The 18097-nt window shown below is 49.1% G+C and carries 15 protein-coding genes; 2 read left to right on the top strand and 13 right to left on the bottom strand.

The window, feature by feature from the left end:
• Window positions 1–67: 67 nt before the first annotated feature.
• From BCM02_RS02620 to menC, 5 genes are all read right to left on the bottom strand, one after another.
• Window positions 68–4246, bottom strand: a complete 4179-nt coding sequence (locus BCM02_RS02620) for a stalk domain-containing protein (protein WP_148927479.1) — start codon at window positions 4244–4246, stop codon at window positions 68–70.
• A gap of 55 nt (window positions 4247–4301) precedes the next feature.
• A complete protein-coding gene (locus BCM02_RS02615) occupies window positions 4302–5510 on the bottom strand; it encodes an amidohydrolase (RefSeq protein WP_148927478.1) in 1209 nt (402 codons plus the stop codon).
• Window positions 5507–6334 carry a GNAT family N-acetyltransferase gene (locus BCM02_RS02610; protein WP_148927477.1) on the bottom strand — a complete coding sequence of 276 codons (828 nt, stop codon included), beginning with the start codon at window positions 6332–6334 and terminating at the stop codon, window positions 5507–5509. Before BCM02_RS02610 ends, BCM02_RS02615 begins: the two co-directional genes overlap by 4 nt.
• Window positions 6335–6366: 32 nt before the next feature.
• Window positions 6367–7254 (bottom strand): carbon-nitrogen hydrolase family protein, encoded by an 888-nt coding sequence (locus BCM02_RS02605; protein ID WP_187433985.1) that lies wholly within the window; start codon window positions 7252–7254, stop codon window positions 6367–6369.
• A 95-nt stretch (window positions 7255–7349) separates the two neighbouring features.
• A complete protein-coding gene (menC, locus tag BCM02_RS02600) occupies window positions 7350–8462 on the bottom strand; it encodes an o-succinylbenzoate synthase (RefSeq protein ID WP_148927475.1) in 1113 nt (370 codons plus the stop codon).
• A 318-nt stretch (window positions 8463–8780) separates the two neighbouring features.
• On the opposite strand from menC, the gene BCM02_RS02595 reads away from it, so the two are divergent.
• On the top strand, window positions 8781–11015 hold the full coding sequence (locus tag BCM02_RS02595) for a helix-turn-helix domain-containing protein (RefSeq protein WP_187433984.1): 2235 nt from the start codon (window positions 8781–8783) through the stop codon (window positions 11013–11015).
• Window positions 11016–11078: 63 nt separating this feature from the next.
• On the opposite strand, the gene BCM02_RS02590 is transcribed toward BCM02_RS02595, so the two are convergent.
• The 4 genes from BCM02_RS02590 to BCM02_RS02575 all read right to left on the bottom strand — a co-directional run bounded on the left by BCM02_RS02590 (window position 11079) and on the right by BCM02_RS02575 (window position 15380).
• Window positions 11079–12656 carry an extracellular solute-binding protein gene (locus BCM02_RS02590; RefSeq protein WP_148927473.1) on the bottom strand — a complete coding sequence of 526 codons (1578 nt, stop codon included), beginning with the start codon at window positions 12654–12656 and terminating at the stop codon, window positions 11079–11081.
• A gap of 57 nt (window positions 12657–12713) precedes the next feature.
• Complete coding sequence (locus BCM02_RS02585) at window positions 12714–13601, bottom strand: carbohydrate ABC transporter permease (RefSeq protein WP_148927472.1); 888 nt, start codon at window positions 13599–13601, stop codon at window positions 12714–12716.
• Between the two features lie 34 nt (window positions 13602–13635).
• Window positions 13636–14562, bottom strand: a complete 927-nt coding sequence (locus BCM02_RS02580) for an ABC transporter permease (protein WP_148927941.1) — start codon at window positions 14560–14562, stop codon at window positions 13636–13638.
• 419 nt (window positions 14563–14981) lie between these two features.
• A complete protein-coding gene (locus BCM02_RS02575; protein ID WP_148927471.1) occupies window positions 14982–15380 on the bottom strand; it encodes a DUF4267 domain-containing protein in 399 nt (132 codons plus the stop codon).
• 376 nt (window positions 15381–15756) lie between these two features.
• On the opposite strand from BCM02_RS02575, the gene BCM02_RS02570 reads away from it, so the two are divergent.
• The gene (locus BCM02_RS02570; RefSeq protein WP_148927470.1) at window positions 15757–16104 is read left to right on the top strand and encodes a winged helix-turn-helix transcriptional regulator; all 348 of its coding nucleotides are present in this window, start codon (window positions 15757–15759) and stop codon (window positions 16102–16104) included.
• Between the two features lie 199 nt (window positions 16105–16303).
• Here BCM02_RS02570 and BCM02_RS02565 read toward each other — a convergent pair whose 3' ends face one another.
• The 4 genes from BCM02_RS02565 to BCM02_RS02550 form a co-directional block, all read right to left on the bottom strand.
• Window positions 16304–16510 carry a hypothetical protein gene (locus BCM02_RS02565; RefSeq protein ID WP_148927469.1) on the bottom strand — a complete coding sequence of 69 codons (207 nt, stop codon included), beginning with the start codon at window positions 16508–16510 and terminating at the stop codon, window positions 16304–16306.
• Complete coding sequence (locus BCM02_RS02560; protein ID WP_148927468.1) at window positions 16486–16956, bottom strand: putative periplasmic lipoprotein; 471 nt, start codon at window positions 16954–16956, stop codon at window positions 16486–16488. Before BCM02_RS02560 ends, BCM02_RS02565 begins: the two co-directional genes overlap by 25 nt.
• 173 nt (window positions 16957–17129) lie before the next feature.
• Window positions 17130–17531, bottom strand: coding sequence for a cupin domain-containing protein (locus tag BCM02_RS02555; RefSeq protein ID WP_246183213.1), 402 nt, complete (start codon window positions 17529–17531; stop codon window positions 17130–17132).
• Window positions 17532–17739: 208 nt separating this feature from the next.
• Window positions 17740–18072 carry a phosphotransferase gene (locus BCM02_RS02550; RefSeq protein ID WP_246183161.1) on the bottom strand — a complete coding sequence of 111 codons (333 nt, stop codon included), beginning with the start codon at window positions 18070–18072 and terminating at the stop codon, window positions 17740–17742.
• Window positions 18073–18097 lie beyond the last annotated feature (25 nt).

Genomic DNA, 18097 nt, shown 5'->3' with positions numbered 1-18097 from the left:
CCTGACTGACGCCTATCGTTTTGAATCAGCTGGATATCATCTGCGCCAACGGGTAAAGCGGGCTATTCTATGGCTTCACATAGAATTTCATCTCGGAGATCGATACCCATTCCGGGTACGTGACAGCGTCCGTAGAGCCGAACACTCCTACTCTAAAATATCTGCCGGTCACGGACGGGAAGTTGAAGGGAATAAAATCGCTGGAGTCTCCCACGGTGTCTCCACCGTACACATGGGTCCAGTTCTCCCCATCATCAGATATGGATAACATCAGCCTGGTTGATCTCGTATGACCGTTATAGATCGCCAAGTCAAGTCGCTCGAGCTGTATCGTTTCGCCAAAATCAAAGATGACATGGCCCCCGATATCACCTGCCCAGCGTGAGTCGTTGGACTTGATATTGTCAAACATCTTCGGAACCAAATCCGGGTTAATGGTTGCCGAATAGCTCTGATACGGCTTTTCTATTAACGCTGAGATCGGGATCGGAGTCACCGGGGCAAGCGCTGTTCTCTCCCATTGGAGCTTCTCTATCTTCGGCAAGGTTGAAATTTCAGCGACTAGATTCTCACCATCCCAGGTCACACGATACCCCAAGCTTGCTTGAATAAAGGTTAGCGGAATTAGCATCTGTTGATTTTCGCCGGTTGCCGGCGCGTCCATAGTCATAGGCTGACCATTAACGTTAGCGGTATTGCTGCCAGCTGTCAGCTCAATCTTTGTTTTCCCATCGGATACCGATGCCGTATTAGTCGCATCATTCCATTCCACCTGTAAACCAAGCGCTTCATAGGCGCCTTTCATCGGAATCATCACATGGCCATTCATGAGCTCGGAAGGGACGTCAAATTCCTGTCCTTTCGAATCGATCCTGGCTCGGATCGTTCTCTCTACTGGTTCTGAAGGCACCTTGCCGGCAAGCGGGAGCGCATTGGAATCCGTTTTTTGCAAGGTGTAGGTGCCAGGTGTCCCTACAAAATAGAGGGTATTGCCATCTTTTTCCACCTGATACTTCACCGCGGCGGTCTCGCCTTCCTTCACTGCCGTCCAATTCCCTTCCTCAAGATCGGCAACCAGTATCTTGTAGGTCTGGTCCGCTTCCCCTGTGAACGTGAACTCGGCTTCCTGATTGACCAGCTCAAATCCTTTGGCAAAAAACACAACGCGATCATGAATCCGGGCGCCGGCATAATCCTCCGTCTCGGAGTAAGTGACATTCAGCGGCGCAGGACCGTTCGCAGCATCCATGACCTGCATCACATTCAAAAACTGCGTCTGGTTGGCTGGAGCTTTATTCGACAGCTCGATCCTCCATTTGCCCGCTTCCAGGCTGGCAATGTTGGTTGGCTTGGTGGCCCGAATCGCTTTATTCACGCCATCTACCTCAAATTCACGATTAACGCCTCCGATGGGCTCGACATCTAGATCATGACTCTTCGGCAGCAGCGTGTCGGTGACCAGCTTGCCGTTATACCCTTGCTCGGTCATAACACTCGTATATCTGCTGCCCTCAATTGCAGGCTGATTAATCGTATGAAGCAGCCATTTTTTCTCGGTGCTGGCATTCGGCGTGTTTATATTATCGTACACAAGCATCGCAGCCGGATGCTCGTCATCCTTGAAATTCAGGAAGGCCATGCTTCTCGTATAATGGTCGGTTCTCGTCTTGCCATACGCCTGACTAAGCTCACCCTTAATGTAAGAGTAATCAGGATACATCGCATCCTCCCCAATCGAGTGGGAAATGACCTTTCCTCGCTGGTAAGCAGGTTCGGCAATCCACTGCTCAACCGATTTGGGATACCGGTCAAAATAAAGGTTGTTGGAATCTCCGATTTGCACGACGTTATGCGCAATGGTCTGCTTATGATAGCCCAAGTCATGCACGCTATTGTACTCCATTGCCTTGCCGGTTGCCGGATCTACACCTGTATACATCCCGGAGTCGATCGCCAGATAACCCTTAAAGTACATAGAGAATGCACCAGGATCGACATGCTGATGATTGGTCTGGGTTCTCTCCCCAATGTTCATGATGGCGACGACCGCATTGGAATCCGGGCCTTCATCCCAGCCTGTTCTTGCCACGATGGAGCCATAAGGCGAAGGAAAGTATCTGGACAGCGGCGTGTCGTATACAGACTGCGATGGCGCGTCCGGGTTAAAGAACAGCATGAAATACAGAGGATCCTGGTACGTTTTTTGCTTTAAAAATTCGTACTGCGCCCTCGGATTGTTGTAAATGCTGCCTGCAATCATGTTTGTGATATTGCCGTATACATATCGATTCCATGGCGATTGAAATTCGGTGTTGAAATCGTCGCCTTCCGTCATGATATGACCGTCCGGCCTACGGGTATAGATCTGCCTGTCGAGCGCCAAGCCGACTTTCTCGGTGAGCGGCTCTACGCCGATGGCCTTCCATAGCTGATTGCCCATCATGATATATTTCAGCCGATTGTCTCCATATGCGGTGCCTTCAAGCGGCATCTCCGCATCCAGCAATACATTGAAGCCAGGCATCGTCACATTCAAGAGGTAGTCTGCGATGTCATTGTAATACTCGGGATTCGTATCATAGAGGGCGATACCCATCGCAAGCTTAAACTGATGATGCACATCGCCATTGGCGTGGCCGGCAATAATGACCTTCTGCTTCTCGTCCAGCGGATAGTTGTACTCCAATCCAGTGCTTACCCAAGTCCCCAGCGCCTGACGAATAGCGGATTTCTGTGTTTCATCCATCAGATCATAGCACCAGTCGTAGGCAATGGATTCAAAGAAGATCAAGTTTCCTATTTCACGGCCAACATTAAAAACAGTGGTCGAATTCGTTCGATCCGGGTTCCACTGCACCGTATTCGCCATATTCACGGCAATATTGACCGCTTTTTGACCCGCTTCCAAATCACCGTGAATCAGATATCGAATCGCACCGGCTTTCATGACATCCACCGCTCGCGGGTCAATATTGGTGTATGCGGTTTCAAGCCTTGGCGCAAAAATGCCGGTCACGTTCCGCTGTATCTTCGTGTTGATGTTCGCCCACTCTTCTTCGAAAGACTTATGCTTCAATCGCTCTCTCAGCGCCGGAAGCATCTCCTTGTTGACCAGCACACGCGGGCGTTCTGCAGGCGGTAACGGAATCGGATCATACTGGTTGGATTGTTTAGGCGCTACCACGACAGGTTCGGTGTGTAACTGAAGAACAACGTTAGGATTGGCCGCGATGTCGCTGAGCTTCTCGCTTCTAGTTCCCTCGTAGTTCAGCGCAAAAGTATAGGAGCCGGGGAGCAGCTGCTTGCTCGCCTCACCATTAACGGTCATGCCGAATGTCTTCCATCCGCTTGCGTAGTAAGATACCTCCCCGCCGCTTAGCGGATAGCCTCGATTGTTTTTGGCCTGTACGTTGGCATTGACCGTCTGGAATACGACAACTGGATCGGTGCCCGTATCCTGGAGCTTATCTTTGCCGGTTCCTTCGTAGTCGGCATGGAAGGTGTATGAACCTGGGAGCAGTTCTTTGCTCGCCTCGCCATCGATTATATCCCCGAAGGTTCTCCAGCCTGTGGCATAATAGGACGCTGTTCCGCCGCTCAGCGGGTTCCCCTCGCTATCCTTTAGCTGCACTTTGGTATTCACCGTCTGGAATGCGACGACGGGATCGGTGCCCGTATCCTGGAGCTTATCCATTCTCGTCCCTTCATAGTCCGCGTGGAAAGTATACGAACCTGGAAGCAGCTCTTTGCTCACCTCGCCATCAGCGATCGTCCCGAACGTCTTCCATCCGCTCGCATAATAGGACGCTTCTCCCCCGCTCAGCGGGTTCCCTTGGCTATCCTTTAGCTGTAAGGTGACATTGACCGTCTGAAATACGACGACCGGATCATCACCGGTATGCTGCACCTTGTCGAGCCTCGTTCCTTCATAGGTGACATGAAAGGTGTACGATTTTTCCGGCAGCGGCTTGGTGGCGATCCCTGCTGCATCTGTCGTTCCGAATGTATGCCATCCAGCATCATAATAATCAACTGTTGCTCCCGCAAGCGGATTGCCATGGCTGTCTTTTAATTGAACCTGAACCTCAGTCTCAGCCGCTTCCGCCGGAAGTGGACCGATTCCGAATAGGAGCCCTCCTGCCATAACCAAACCTAACAGGATAGACATCCATTTTCTGCTCTGACCCTTTAACACAACATGCATTAGCTTCACCCTTTCTCTTTGAGCAGGGACTCGCTCTCCCATCCGATTCACTTACTCCTGTATTTCAAGATTGGAGTGCATTATTTGTCTATTCCACTCACCCCCTTTCAGATAGCCCGTGAATATCGGCCCGGTGCTGCAGTACCTGGCTGATCCGGACGACGGACATCGCCAATACAGCCGCCCCAATCTCCAATGCCTCTAAGTGAAACTGCATCTGAGGATGATGCAGCCCTGGGGATAAGCCGCAGCCGAGGCCAATCATGGTGGCGTGAAGCTCAGGTCGGCGCAGCGGGTAAAAATGAAAATCCTCCCCGCCAGGCGTCACAGGAGGCGGGGCCCATCCGTTATTCCCGAGTAACGCGACGATTACCTCGCCAACCAAAGCCTCCAGATCGGGATCTGGACGCGCAGCAACCATCCGGGACTTCAACTGCAGCTCCACAGGGCTGCCATGTCCTTGACAGACGCGATGAATGGCGGCTTCTAATTCGGGCAGCAAGGCATCCATCGCTTCATTCGTCTGTGCACGAATATCAATCGTGAAGGCTCCTAAGGCTGGAATGATATTGCTGCTCTCGTTCGGAACATGAAGCTTCGTCACTTTGCAGGAAGCCGGTACATCCGAGTAGTCCTCGGAAACCGCTTGAGCTGCCTTGATGATGTCGGCTATCACCTCAATGACATTCAATCCGTCATATGGACGGGCCGCATGCGCTTGGATGCCTGAGACTTTCCCTTCTAATACCGCACATGCCCCATGATAGATGGCGCTGGACACTTGCCCGTATGCAAGCTCCTTGGTGGGCCGCACATGGATGCCCAGCAAGTAATCGGCATCATCAAGACAGCCTGCTTCGAGCAGCTTGAGCGCACCTTCCCCTACTTCCTCCGCAGGCTGGAACAATACTCTTAACTCGCCAGCAGGCTCAAAACCAATTGCCTGAAGTGCCTTTATTGCATACAACACCATGGTCATATGCGCATCATGCCCGCAAGAGTGGTTCGCCCTGCTTACACCGTCTACTTGCTGCCATAAAGCGTCAATATCTGTCCGAAGCGCGATAACGGAGTTTTCTCTCATATCCTCTAGCGCGAATCTTGTGTCCTTCTTCCAATGGGCGACAAGTCCGGTATGAGCTTCAAAGCACTCGTACTCGATACCGATTTCATCTAATACCCGGCTTAGATACCGAGTCGTCCGGTTTTCCTGCCAGCTTACTTCCGCTAACGCATGTAATTCGGCATAGGTTGATTTCAATTGTTCCTGGTGTGCGCGGAGCCACGCCGTGATGGCTGTATTCATCGTTTTCGTTCAAGCACATAGTCTTGAATCTCCGGTTCCGACTGATGACAGGCTACAACCTGGTAGCCTTTGGCGAATGCGGTCATGGACAGCTCGCGCACTTGCCTCTGCCACCCCTGATAGAGATCTGGCCGTGACTGCTTCAGACTGGATGCGTTCCGAGGGACAGGCAGCCTCAGTCCATGCGACTTGCCGATCAGATCGCCATATGGTACCTGTTTAGCAGCTAGAAGCTTATCTGTGGAGCAAGTGACCAATAGCAGCCGCGGATAGTCCGACATGTCGCCAATTGGCTGCGGCCCTTCGCTGACCGTGCGCACGACACGGTCTGAGGAGAGCATCCACTCCACAACAAAGCGATCCGTAGGGAAGCCCGCATCATCCAGCCCGTAAAAGGCAGGGATATAGGTCGATACCACGCCGCCCAGTTTGCAAATATTCAGGTAAGCGTTGCGGGATTCGAAGGGATCGAAGGTCCACACGATTGTACCGTATCCGGCCTGCATCGCCCATAACCGCTGTTCCAGCTTCAGTCGCATCCCTATTCCCAGGTCCCGATAGGCGGGGTGGATGGCCATCATGTGTGAGCCTAGATAAGGCTCGTTGCCATCATAGCCTGCGAAGCCGTAACAAAATCCAACGAGCTTCTCCTCGCAAAATGCCCCAATGACTGATCCGCCATGTAGGATCGCCGCTCTCATATGCTGCATAGAAGAGACCGCATCCGGTCTCCAAACCAGTTGCTGAAGCTCGACGGCCTCGCGAAGCTCGCTTGCTTCCGTAATTAAACGAATTTGTACACTTGCTTCTTGTTCATATGCCATACTTCGTCTCCTCTTCCCGGGCCGGTCTGTCCTTACGGCTCCATGTGACCAGGCTTGCAGCGATCGGCTCTTGACCGCACCCAGTAGTCATCCAATAATTCCAGGTCGAACTCCCTGACAATCTCCTGAATCGTGAAGTCCTCGCTCTCGCTCGAAATGACGAATGCATTCAGCCGTCCCGGATCGCTGATCCTGACCTTAGAGCCGTACTTTTGTTTTACCGCATCGAGTTTCGGCTTGTTGTAATCATAATGAACAACCGCACAATCCATGTTCACGGTCCTTGTCACGAAAGGATAGAAGTGCGTGCTCTCTCCGAGGACTTCTCCTACGGGACTTAGAATCGAACAAGGATCAGGCAGCCATATCGCTCCCGCAAAATGCGCTCTGCAAGTGTATGCCCAATACGACTGCATCAATCCCCCGTGGTAAGCGGACGAGAACACGATCAGATCCGGCTTCTGCTTCACATATTGCTCCATCAGCTCATTAAAATTAATGTCAAAGCAGATGATGCAAGCAACGCGGCCAAAATCAGTCTCTATGACAGCAGCTTCTTTTCCATACAAAGTCGTGGAGGTTGATTTCTGTCTGATCGTTATATGATTTTTGTTATACACACCGCAGATCTCTCCGGAACGATCGATAAGCAATGTCGCGTTACGGAAGGTGCCGTCTTCCATCTCCATCATGGCCGAGTACGCGATATAGCACTGGTGGGCTTTGGACACTTCGGCGAAGAAGTCGAGGATCCGATTCCCCCGATAGCGGTAAAATGCATACAGCCATTCCGGATTCATGCCTTCCATGTAAGGCTCATCGCAGCACTCCGGCAATACGATGAGATCCGGCTGATCCGGCAGCACATGCTGCAGCTGCCTTTCCCATTTGGCTATCATTTGGACAACGATGCCTTCCACGCCGTTCCCGTTATCTACTGTCTTGTTCGGAGGCGCCAGACAGCTGATTGTTACATACCTGGACATACCCATCTTCCTCTCCCTATTGGTAGCGCTTAACCGACCCGCGTCAGCTTCCTGACCGTCAATCGTTCAAGCGATTGCTCGCCTACCTCGTGACCGATTCCAACATTCGTTGGAACGGCAAGGATACCCGGACGAATCATCTCGATCCCTGGCAGAACGATGTCCTGCTCCCAGAATCGCTTCGATGCTGATACATCCCCCGGAATAACAAAGTTAGTTAACGAAGAAAGGGCGATATTATGAAGACGGCCAATGCCAAGCTCCAGCATCCCGCCGCACCAGACCGGTATCCCATGGAGCTGGCAGAGATCGTGAATCTTCTTCGCATTCGTTAACCCGCCTACACGGCCAAGCTTAATATTCATGATCCTGCAGCTGCCAAGTTCAATCGCATGCCGGGCATCGGCTATGGTGTGAATGCTTTCATCCAGACAGACAGCAGTTCGCAGCTCACGCTGCAGACTCGCGTGTTCGATAATATCGTTATGAGCAAGCGGCTGCTCGATCATCATCAGGTTGTAGTGGTCCAATTCCTTCAGAGTAGGCAGATCCTGAAGCGTATAGGCGGAATTCGCATCCACCATCAGCGGCAGTTCATCGCCGAATCGCTTGCGGATCGCTTCTACTAGCCGGACATCGAAGCCCGGTTTAATTTTCACCTTCATTCGCTTGTAGCCTTGCTCCACGAATCGTTCTACGTTCTGAACAACCAAGTCGACCGTTGGCTCGATGCCGATACTCACGCCAACCTCAATTTCCTGCTTCTCGCCGCCCAATGCTTGCGATAACGGAATGCCATTCTGTTTGGCATACAAATCCCAGACAGCCGTCTCGATCGCAGCGATGGCCATATGATTGCGGCGAACCGAGGCGAACAAGCCAGATACCTCCTCGGGACTTGCCACCTCCTTGCCCAATAACGCAGGAATCAGAAAATGCTCTAGCATATACCAGATCGTTCCGGTTGTTTCTTCGTTATAGAAAGGATGCGAGAAAGCGGTGCTTTCCCCGTATCCGACTATGCCGCCGCTATGTACGCTGATGATCACGCAATCCTTCCTGTCCATCCGGCCGAAGCTTGTTTCGAAGGGGTCTTTTAACGGTACTTGAATCTGCCTCATTTCGATTTTATCGATTCTCATCTTCGTTCCGCTCCTTAACACTTCTTGTTCTCTACGTGTCCCTACGTTATCGAAATGAACACCGGTTGAACATCATCGCTTTTCGATAAGCTACACCGTTTTGGCACAAACATTGAAAAAGATGAATGAGGTTCAAAATTGCCCAGTATTCATGGAACATGAGTTCAACGGTTTTTAAAGCCACGTGACCTCAATGAACCGCATTTACACCTGCCCTTAATCTCAAATACGTGTATAAAGTTAAAATACGGTGATACACCGGAGCCGCTAATCATGCTTTAATTAGAGTGACAACTATCCATGGCAAAGGAGAACTTTATGTCCTTCAGGATATCGCTAAAAAAAATCTTGTCCGGTTGGAGGCTCAAAGAATATACGTCCTCCCTGTTCATCCGCCTGCTGCTTGGATTTACGGTCGTGATTTCCCTTATGGCTGCATTTATTTGGTATTCCGTCATCTTCTACAGGGAAAGTCTGCAAGAAGAGGTGATTAGCCACAACACGTTAAATCTGCAGAAAACATCCGAGAACTATGATCGCCTGATCGATTCCATCCGCAGCTCCATTCTCACCTTTTCTCTCGAGCTGGAAGGAACGCAGGATGAGTTTGTAAACTATACGAGCGCTGTCTCGACGATGAAGAAGATCAGGCTTCTCGTCTCCAACCGCGCCTTGTATCTGGATAACCTCATCCTGATGAACAAGAACTCCGGCTTTGCGATTGAGAAAAGCCGCGGCACGGATATAGAGACGATGTTCGACCGCTACTATACCAGTGCCGATTATAGCGCCGCCTTCTGGAAGGACCAGCTCTCGCAGACAGATAAATTCCGGCTGCTCCCCGAATCCGTCTTTGTCGAGCAGGGCGTCAATAGCTGGATCGAGCAAAAGACGCTGCTCCCCATCATGCTGAGGAATGAGGGGCTGCCGAGCTATGATTTACTGGCGATGGTCGATGCGGACCAAATGTATAAGGAATTGGGCCAGTCGGTGAACGAATATTTCTTCATTCTGAATGAACAAGGCCGGACGATTTACACCTCATCGAAGCCGGACGTCATCTCTTTTCCGGAGCTTCCCGGTCCTTCGGGCTATGTAATGAAAGACAAGGTGTATTATTTTTATAAGAAAGGCGAGAACGGCTTAACTTACGTCCATCTTCTGCCGGACCGGACCATCTCGAGCCAGATTCGCTGGAATTATTCGTTCGTGCTGCTCCTCGTTCTGACCATAACCTTCAGCGTCATCGTATCCTTGCTGATCAGCGTTCGCCTCAATGCACCGGTAAAGCGCATTATTAACGCAATTCAGATGTGGAACGTTCCCTTTCATGTAGAGAGCGGGATTAAGGAATTCAACATCATTCATCACAAAATCAACGATATCTTACAATCGCACCGCGATATCCACCAAGATATGTCCGACAAAGAATCTCTCCTGCGGCACTACGCCTACTCGAATATGTTGAAAAAAATACGATTCCAGGATGAAAGCAGCTTAACCAGCATCACCGAGGATCGCTCATTCGTACTTCTGCTGTTTCAAGTCAGCTACAAATCCAACCTGTCTCTTTTGAATGTGCAGGAGGAACGGGCAACCTCCTTCATACGCGAATATGTTAACCGAATTATCGCCCAGACGTATGCAGAATCCATCACATTCCAGATGGAAATGGACCAGATTGTCTCGATTGTGTTCACGGACCGGAACGACCCGCTAATCGCGCAAACCCTAGAGCACGCTCGTCATATGCTTGAGACGGAAAGAGAATACTGCTTCTTCACCCTGACGGCTTCCCAAGGAACGGAGAATTGGAATGAAGCCTACCAGACCGGTCTAAGCCAGCTGAAAAAGAGAAAATTCGGCATTGAAACGCAAATTGTTTCGGCAGACACAAGTCAAGAAGAAGAGGCAGGGCTGTCACAAGTCCAAGAGGAAGAATTGGAAGCGAATCTGCACAGCGGAAATGCTGCCGCTTCACTTCAGATTGTTCGCCGAGTGCTTAGCAAAATGAGCAAGCGCGGCCAAACCTCGCAAAGCGTCCTTCAATTCGCGGAATCGGTTATCTTACGTACGCACAAAAGCCTGCAGCAGCGGCACATCGACCCTGATCCCGCAAGGATCGCGATTACAGAGCTGCCAAGCTGCTATACGTACGAGCACTTGGATGAGATCCTGTCTATCATGATCGAGAGATCGTCCAAGCTTGTCCGGGAGATCATGGATAAGCGCGATCACATCATTGACTTTGTATACGACTATCTGGAGCAGCATTATGACAAGGACATTACGCTCGATACGATTGCAGACAAGCTCAATATATCCCGCGGCTACTTATCCAGGTACTTTAAGGAGAAAACAGGCGAATACTTCGTCGACTACGTCAATTCCGTAAGAATCAACAAAGTGAAGAAGCTGCTGCTTCGACCGGATATTCGAATTCAAGATGCGGCGCAGTCCGTAGGTTATCAGAACGTGAACTCTTTTAACCGGATGTTCAAGAAACTTACAGGATTCACCCCAACCGAGTTCCGAAAAAACGAGCAGCAATAAGAAGAGCCGGCCACAGGTCTTCTCCTGTACCGGCTCTTCTTGCTTTGGACAGCGGCTAATCTCTTATTTCCATTCTCCCGTCGTGCCTGTTTCTTGCAAAAGCCTGTTCACATCGTCAATGACTTCTATCCCGCCTTTATTCATGAATTCCTCCACCATTTTATCCCAGCTGGTTATCGGTTCCTCACCTACGATCATCTTCGTCTGCCATTCCCGCGTAATCTCATTCAGCTCTGTTCCCTTGGTCATTAGAACTTCGGAAGAAACCCGGTTTACCGGATTGATGTAGAACTTGGTCGTTTTCAGTAACTCTACCGTTGCTTGCGTATAACTCTTGGCAAGCGGGTTCGTCAATGATTTCCACGGCTCATTGGCTTCATCGTTCGGCGCCCAGTTCGCGATCTGGCTATATCGGGTCGGCCGCACATCCGAAGCAGGGAATGGCTCTGGAACAACCGTGTTGTTGACCATCTTATACCCTCTGTTGACCCCTCCCCAAATCCAATCAAAGTCGGGATTCTGCGGGTTGCGCTCATCAAAGGGGATGAAGGTGCGGAAATAATCGAGAAAACCGAGAATCCGCTTCACTTTATCAGGCTCGTTCTTCATCTTGGCATTCAGCATCGTCACCGTATAATAACCGGAGCTCTCCAAGAAGCCTTGCTGTCCATCCGCTTGCTTGAAGGCTGGGATGACTTCAATCTTGGCTTCTGGCGAATGCTCCAGCAGCGCATTGAACATCCCCTCGTCAAGACCTGTCACCTGCTCGTACCATATCCCATACTTACCCGCGTAAAAGTCCTTGCGGATATCAATAACATTGGAGACGGCCCAATCCTTATGGATCGCTCCCTCTTTATACAAGTCCGCGAGGAATTGCGTCTGTTCCTTGAATCCCTCGGATATCGTCCCTGGAATTAATTGCCCCTGTTCGTTCTTATGATACCAGCCCGTATCCCATGCCGCGCCCAGGGAGGCGCCATAGACGATATCCTGAGAAAGTCCAAATCCGTAGGTATCGTCTTTTCCATTCTGATCCGGATCATCTTTCGTAAAGGCGATCGCCACTTGTTTCAATTCTTCATAGTTAGTCGGCATCTTGAGACCAAGATTGTCCAGCCAGTCCTTGCGGAGCACGGCTTTCTTCGCGTATTTTGCTGGTGAATAATGCGGAATGGCATAAATTTTGCCATCCACTGTGACCGCATCCCACACGCTTTTAGGAACGGCTTTCAATGTAGGAAACTCGTCGATGTAGTCATCAAGCGGCATAAATGCCCCCTGTTTCACCCATTTCATGAAATTGGCGTCCACCATCTCCCAACCGATCATATCGGGCAAGTCTCCCGCGGCCATCACGACCGGCAATTTGCTGCTATACTCGCCATAAGGAACAAACTGGGGCTTATAATCGATATTAAATTTCTCATTAATGGCCTTTAGACCTTCGCCGTCTGCGCTAGGGAGCGGGGACCAGGTTCCGCCAATGGAAGTAATGCTGAATTTCTTCGATGTCGCATCCTCTGTTGTATCGGCCGGCGCTGTGGATGTATTCTCTACAGACGGTGAATGGTTCGCTGTGCACGCGGCCAGGCTTCCCGCCATACTGATCATGAGACAGAGTGTCGCTATTTTTTTCATACTACCCCTCCGTTAAATAGGATGGAAACGCTACCTTTTTGAAGTATGAAGCCCCTGTTAGCCCTTCACGGATCCCACCATCACCCCCTTCGCAAAATGCTTTTGCAGAAAAGGATAGACAAGCAGAATGGGCAGCGTAGCGATTAGGATGGCAGCCATCCCAATCGTTTCTACAGGCGGCATGCTCTCGGCTATTGCCGCGTCACGGGCAGCCGAAGTCAGCGTATTCGCAGCGTCGTTCAGAATGACAATTTGCCTGAGTATCACCTGTATCGTAAATTTGGCCGGGTCGTTCAAATACAGAATAGCCGTAAAGTAGGTGTTCCACTGCAGGACGGCGTAAAACAATCCGAATGCCGCGAATGCCGGCTTGGATAACGGAATGATCACCTTCGTAAATACCTGCAGATCGTTTGCGCCGTCGATGACAGCCGCTTCATTCAACTCGCTAGGAATATTCAGGAAAAATTGACGGAACACGATCAGATTAAACGGATTAATCAAATTCGGAAGGATAAGCGACCAATAGCTGTCGATTAGGCCCGTAGCTTTGACGATTAAGTAGGTCGGGATCATGCCCGCGTGAAAAACGAAGGTGAACACGACGAGAAGCAGAAACGTCCTTTGACCCCATATATTCCGGGTCATCGCATAAGCCATCGTTGCAGTGAAAAGCAAATTGGCCAAGCATCCAACGACCGTAATGAAGATGGTAACACCCAATGAACGAATAAACTCCTTGGCGTTAAATATGTACGTATACGCATCCAACACCCACCGCTTGGGCCACAAGATGAGCTCGCTTGCCACATATTCCTCATAAGAAGTAAAGGAGACAGCGAAGATATAATAGAAGGGAAAAATCATCAGCAGAGCAAGCAAGCCAAGCAAACTTGCATTCATCATACCACTTATCCGCTCGGTCAACGATTTGTGAAAACGCATGGTATACACCCGCCTTGTTTAAATCTATCACAACTTAGAAAACGCCTTCATCGCCAAATCTCTTCGCAAGCCAGTTTGCGCTCAGAATGAGAACAAAGCCGACGACGCTCTTAAACAAACCGACCGCTGTTCCGAAGCTGAAGTCCGACTGCTGAATGCCTAAGAAATACACATAAGTATCCAGCACATTCCCTGCCTCTATCGTAAAAGGGTTCAGCATCAGAAAAATTTGTTCGAAGCCGGAATCCAGCACTGTGCCCAGCCGAAGAATCAACAAAATGATGATCGTGCTGCGCAGCGCAGGCAGCGTAATGTGCCAGATCTGACGCCACCGGCCCGCTCCATCCACCACTGCCGCCTCATATAAGCTCGGGCTCACGCCAGCCAGGGACGCCAGAAAAATAATCGTGCCCCACCCGGCCTCTTTCCAAATCACCTCAAGAATAACCAAAGGCATGAACCAGCCCGGTTCTTGCAGGAAAGCGATCGGCTCGATGCCAAACAAAGGCGTGATCAGACGGTTAACCAGACCCTCCGTCTTCAGGAAGATGGTCGCAATGCCGATAACCACGACCCACGATAAGAAATGCGGCAAATACAAGATGGATTGCACAATTCGCTTATACCTTTCGCTTTTCAGTTCATTGAGCATAATGGCAAGCACGATGGGAATGGGAAATGCAAAAGCAATTTGTAAAAAAGACAAATAAATGGTGTTCCACAGTACCCGGATCACTTCTTGATCGCTGAATATCTTCTGGAAATGCTGCAATCCGACCCATTCGCTGTTCAAGAAACCTCGGAATGGACTGTAATCCTGGAAGGCGATGATATTCCCGAGCATCGGCACATACCGGTATACAATAAAGTAAAGCAGCCCCGGCAGCAGCAGCAGGAATAAATACCTCTCCTTCCACAACCGTTTTCTCAGCTTGGATGTCCTAGACGTGTTTATGGTCATGGAAAGGTTGGGAAGTGCCTCTAGCTCGGATGCAAGGTTCTTCTGATTCATCTCATCGTTTCTCTCCTTTTCTACAATCTGAAAGTATCGCATGCTTCCCTTGTTCCCAATCTTATCGAAACACCCATAGGTTGAATATCGCCGGTATTGATTGAGCTTCGCAAATTTCACACCAAACCATGAAAATGATGAATGAGTGACATAAATGAATAGAGCAATTATCCGGATATTGAATAATGGATTGTTCATCTAGCTATCGTTCCCCGTTCGATGGTGTCCGTTTAAAAGCAAAAAAGGTACAGCCTCATCAATTTTCTTGAAGAGCTGTACCTTTTTCTAATGTTCGACCTAGCGACTGGAAGGCACCGCGGCAATGTGTATACGTTCTTGTCACAATTCGGGATGTACCCAAGTTCTTGTCATTGATTTTTCTCTTGTTGGTACAACATCCAACTTACGATCAACATGTATATTACGGTTACGATATGAATCCATGATGGCGTTTTATCAACTGCATTTTGCACTACTATAATCGCATCTAATGCAGGCGAACCTATTGTAGCTAATAAAAATACCAAGGTTGCTTTTCTCATCCGAAGCACCATCAAAGCTAGCATAAATACGCCGATGAATAAATCCCGATCTGCTTTAACCCAAACAATAGATTTGTCAGCAGCATCATGCAATGGTAAACCAAAGCCTTGTATAGCGGCTTCTGGTTGAAGAAATCCGTTTACTCCTATATACAACATCAACAGTGTAACAACACCTACCAACCAAAACGTTACAGACTTTGGTCCCCAATAGGATGGACTCATTTTGTCGATCACCTTTTTCTATTTTATTTGATTGACTTCATACTCCGTTGAGATCAGTAGCCAATAAAGGTGAAGCATACGGATGACTCCTATCCTGTATTAGCACTTAATAGAAATTGCGGCTCCGGACGTTCCTCATTTTCCAATTTCAGCACACCTGGATCGCCAAATTCATGTACCGCACTGCCTTCATCAATTGATTTTGACATTAGAATGCTCTCCCTTGTCTAAAGTTTCACCTCAATGCTAAATTCTCAACTGTAAACGAAATATGTTCAGCTTGTGCTGCTTATATTATAATTTGCTTGAGTGGATTCCCTAAAGTACGCACTTTTGAGAAACATAGTATCCATTTTGATACAATGGAGGATTGCTTATGGACGAGGAAAACCGCTTCTGTCCTGTCGAAGCGGCTCTGGCTGTAATCGACGGAAAGTGGAAGCCTTATATTTTTCGGAATCTGAGCGGCCGAACAATGCGATTTGGAGAATTGCAGCGCGATTTGCCATACGTTACACGAAAAATACTTACACAACATCTTCGGGAGCTGGAAAATGACGGTATCGTCGTCAGAACAGTATTTCCGCAAGTTCCCCCTAAAGTTGAGTATTCTCTTAGTGATTACGGGAAGACTTTCATTCCGATTATGAGCTCGCTGTCTGGATGGGGGCAAGCGCATGTCGAACGAGACAATCATGACAGAGCCAAACAACCTGATGGCTGACTGTGCCTGATTGCCAGTCACAGAAGTAGGGTTCTCCGTGATGTTTGTAACGGCAAGTATTAAGGCCTTCCTTTATCGGATGGCCCCAGATTGTCGAGAAACCCATGTCTTTTCATCAGACATGGGTTTCTTCATGCTAAAGACTGCTCATACCGGTGAGGCGAAGGAGGCCTCTCGAAAGCCTGTTCTCTTATCATGCTCATAATAGAAGAACCCACTTCCATAAAGTAGGAAGCGGGTTCAAAAAAGCCACCGTACACTTATTATTGTCAACCACAACACGAGCAGTTTGAGGACCGGTCGCGACGGTTTCCGCACGGGCATTTATGGTGACAGAAAAGAAAATAAAGATGCCGAAGTAAATATGTCGGCTTTCTTTTTTCAATCGATGCCGTAAATCTTCCATGCCTCATCCACCTTCTTAAGCGTGTACAAGGTATCTCCTTCTGGCCCGAACGGAGAGTCTTGATAAGTCTCATGAACAGCAACCGTGATCTGATCATCTTGAACCGTAAACTTCGGATCACTTAACTTTGTAATAATCGTTTTATTGTCTTTGTCGGCTTCGAGATCCGTGCCAGATACGGTCTCCTTCGTAAACACGGTTGGGTATTGTTCGTTATTCCGCTGATTGTAGAATGTAACGCGTTGGTTGATGGTTTTCACCACTTCTAGCTCATCACCCTGATAAGCCTCTTCATCCAATAAGGTAACGACCGAATCCGTTTCTTTTTGATTATCAACTGCAACGGGATTGTTTGGTGTATCTGGTGAAGTAATATTCGAGTTGGATGAGCAAGCAGCCAGCAGCGTCATTGCAAGGAGTGAACTAATAATTAGCGCCTTTTTCAAAGGTAATCTGCTCCCTTCGTGATTACGACAAAATGATGCATGCCTTAGTTAAGACGTCATCACCTTGAATATAGTTTCGAATATATCCGAATTTTTACATATTTCTTACCCATAATTATCTCTCCTTCCATACCTAGCTCCGATGGATCATTCCCCCATATGCGAAAATCATATCATATTCGATATCGAAGAAACTCGGCTAGCCGTGCCAATCCACCCAAAAATACTGTTTGCACTCTTCGCGGTGGCCCCACTAAGTAACCATCGATACATTTCCAGGCGACTCCAAGCCATAAAGGGTTTGACGGAATTCCCTTCTTGTTTAACCTACCCTCACATTCTAATTTGTGAATTAACTTAAACATCTTCCAATGTTGTCCTGGGGGGCGAACTTCGTGCAGTGCAATTAGCCGATTATCACTAACATTCCAGAACTGATGTGTCTCATTAGGATGAATGGTGACTTGACCTCCTTGTTCCACAATCCTTTCATTGCCGTCAATAATAAATCGCATTCGTCCCTCCTTTACCGTGAATTTTTCCTGAAGAACAGGATGCCAATGGGGACCGTTCATTGGACCTTGCCGAGTAATCATGTGTTCAACTAACAGGTATTGTCCTTTCTCGTCTGTGCCGCTGTCCAGTAATGTTACAGTTCGACCATCAAGATGAATGAGGGACTCTTTTATCACACGCATCAACTCACCCTTTCCACTCTCAATTATATGATTGTTCTCTAATCGTACATCTATAACCTTTGTTCTCGTAAAAAACTACCATATATTACTCTGATAGTACTAGGTCGAGCCAGGATCTCGCCTCCTGATACAGAACTGGATTGTTTTCCGGCGTGTAGTATGCCAGCACTCCCACTGCCTGAGAAACGACCCATCCGCGGGCTCTTGCCCACGTAGCGTCGTCCGTCGGAAGATATTCACGGAACGCATCGCGGGCCGCCGGCGAGTGTAACTTCCAAGCGACCATGACATCGCATGCAGGATCGCCAACGCCCATAGTTGCCCAATCGATCACACCGGTGATACGTTTATCGACAAGCAGACGGCGCACGAGCGCCTCATCAATTTCCATTTCGTCGACGTGCATCTTCTCACCCATTAGTCGACTCCTCCTCGTCCGCAAT

The organism is Paenibacillus methanolicus (genome assembly GCF_008124765.1).
In the GTDB taxonomy this organism is placed as follows: Bacteria; Bacillota; Bacilli; order Paenibacillales; family Paenibacillaceae; genus Paenibacillus_Z; species Paenibacillus_Z methanolicus.
Note: the sequence above shows the minus strand (reverse complement) of the source record. Positions and strands in the feature narration are given on the sequence as shown.

Coding starts and splice junctions, on each gene's coding strand:
- BCM02_RS02565 (WP_148927469.1), bottom strand. CDS start 16,510: ATGGAAGATTTACGGCATCGATTGAAAAAAGAAAGCCGACATATTTAC.
- BCM02_RS02550 (WP_246183161.1), bottom strand. CDS start 18,072: ATGGGTGAGAAGATGCACGTCGACGAAATGGAAATTGATGAGGCGCTC.
- BCM02_RS02615 (WP_148927478.1), bottom strand. CDS start 5,510: ATGAATACAGCCATCACGGCGTGGCTCCGCGCACACCAGGAACAATTG.
- BCM02_RS02590 (WP_148927473.1), bottom strand. CDS start 12,656: ATGAAAAAAATAGCGACACTCTGTCTCATGATCAGTATGGCGGGAAGC.
- menC (WP_148927475.1), bottom strand. CDS start 8,462: ATGAGAATCGATAAAATCGAAATGAGGCAGATTCAAGTACCGTTAAAA.
- BCM02_RS02575 (WP_148927471.1), bottom strand. CDS start 15,380: ATGAGTCCATCCTATTGGGGACCAAAGTCTGTAACGTTTTGGTTGGTA.
- BCM02_RS02620 (WP_148927479.1), bottom strand. CDS start 4,246: ATGGGAGAGCGAGTCCCTGCTCAAAGAGAAAGGGTGAAGCTAATGCAT.
- BCM02_RS02610 (WP_148927477.1), bottom strand. CDS start 6,334: ATGGCATATGAACAAGAAGCAAGTGTACAAATTCGTTTAATTACGGAA.
- BCM02_RS02570 (WP_148927470.1), top strand. CDS start 15,757: ATGGACGAGGAAAACCGCTTCTGTCCTGTCGAAGCGGCTCTGGCTGTA.
- BCM02_RS02580 (WP_148927941.1), bottom strand. CDS start 14,562: ATGACCATAAACACGTCTAGGACATCCAAGCTGAGAAAACGGTTGTGG.
- BCM02_RS02585 (WP_148927472.1), bottom strand. CDS start 13,601: ATGCGTTTTCACAAATCGTTGACCGAGCGGATAAGTGGTATGATGAAT.
- BCM02_RS02555 (WP_246183213.1), bottom strand. CDS start 17,531: ATGAACGGTCCCCATTGGCATCCTGTTCTTCAGGAAAAATTCACGGTA.
- BCM02_RS02595 (WP_187433984.1), top strand. CDS start 8,781: ATGTCCTTCAGGATATCGCTAAAAAAAATCTTGTCCGGTTGGAGGCTC.